The sequence below is a fragment of the Streptomyces sp. 7R007 genome (genome assembly GCF_054850255.1).
Genome location: NZ_JBTWMV010000202.1, coordinates 1 through 278 on the forward strand (window position 1 = coordinate 1; position 278 = coordinate 278).

Annotated in this window: 1 pseudogene; it reads left to right on the forward strand. The window is 75.2% G+C overall.

The window, feature by feature from the left end:
* A pseudogene (locus ACYF6T_RS44800) lies at positions 1-105 on the forward strand (small hydrophobic protein); the annotation flags it as partial.
* Between the last annotated feature and the right edge of the window lie 173 nt (positions 106-278).

Here is a 278-nt window from a genome sequence, read left to right on the forward strand (position 1 = left end):
CGCCCGGTCCCGGCTCTGGTCGCCCTCGTGTTGGGCGCCATCGACACGCTCCTGGCGATCATCTGGCTCGTCGGAGCGGCCACCCCGGGCAACGGCATGTGGTGACCCGGGGCGTGTGAGGGAGGGGCCCCCGGCCGACGGACCGGGGGCCCGCCTCATGCCCGGCGGCAGTGTTCTCGCGCTGCCGTGAGCTGCTGTGCGGGGTCACGGACGGGGCCGGATCGCGCGACGCTCGGAATCATCGCCGGGGGTCCGGGGTGTCCCCCGGGAGAGTCCGT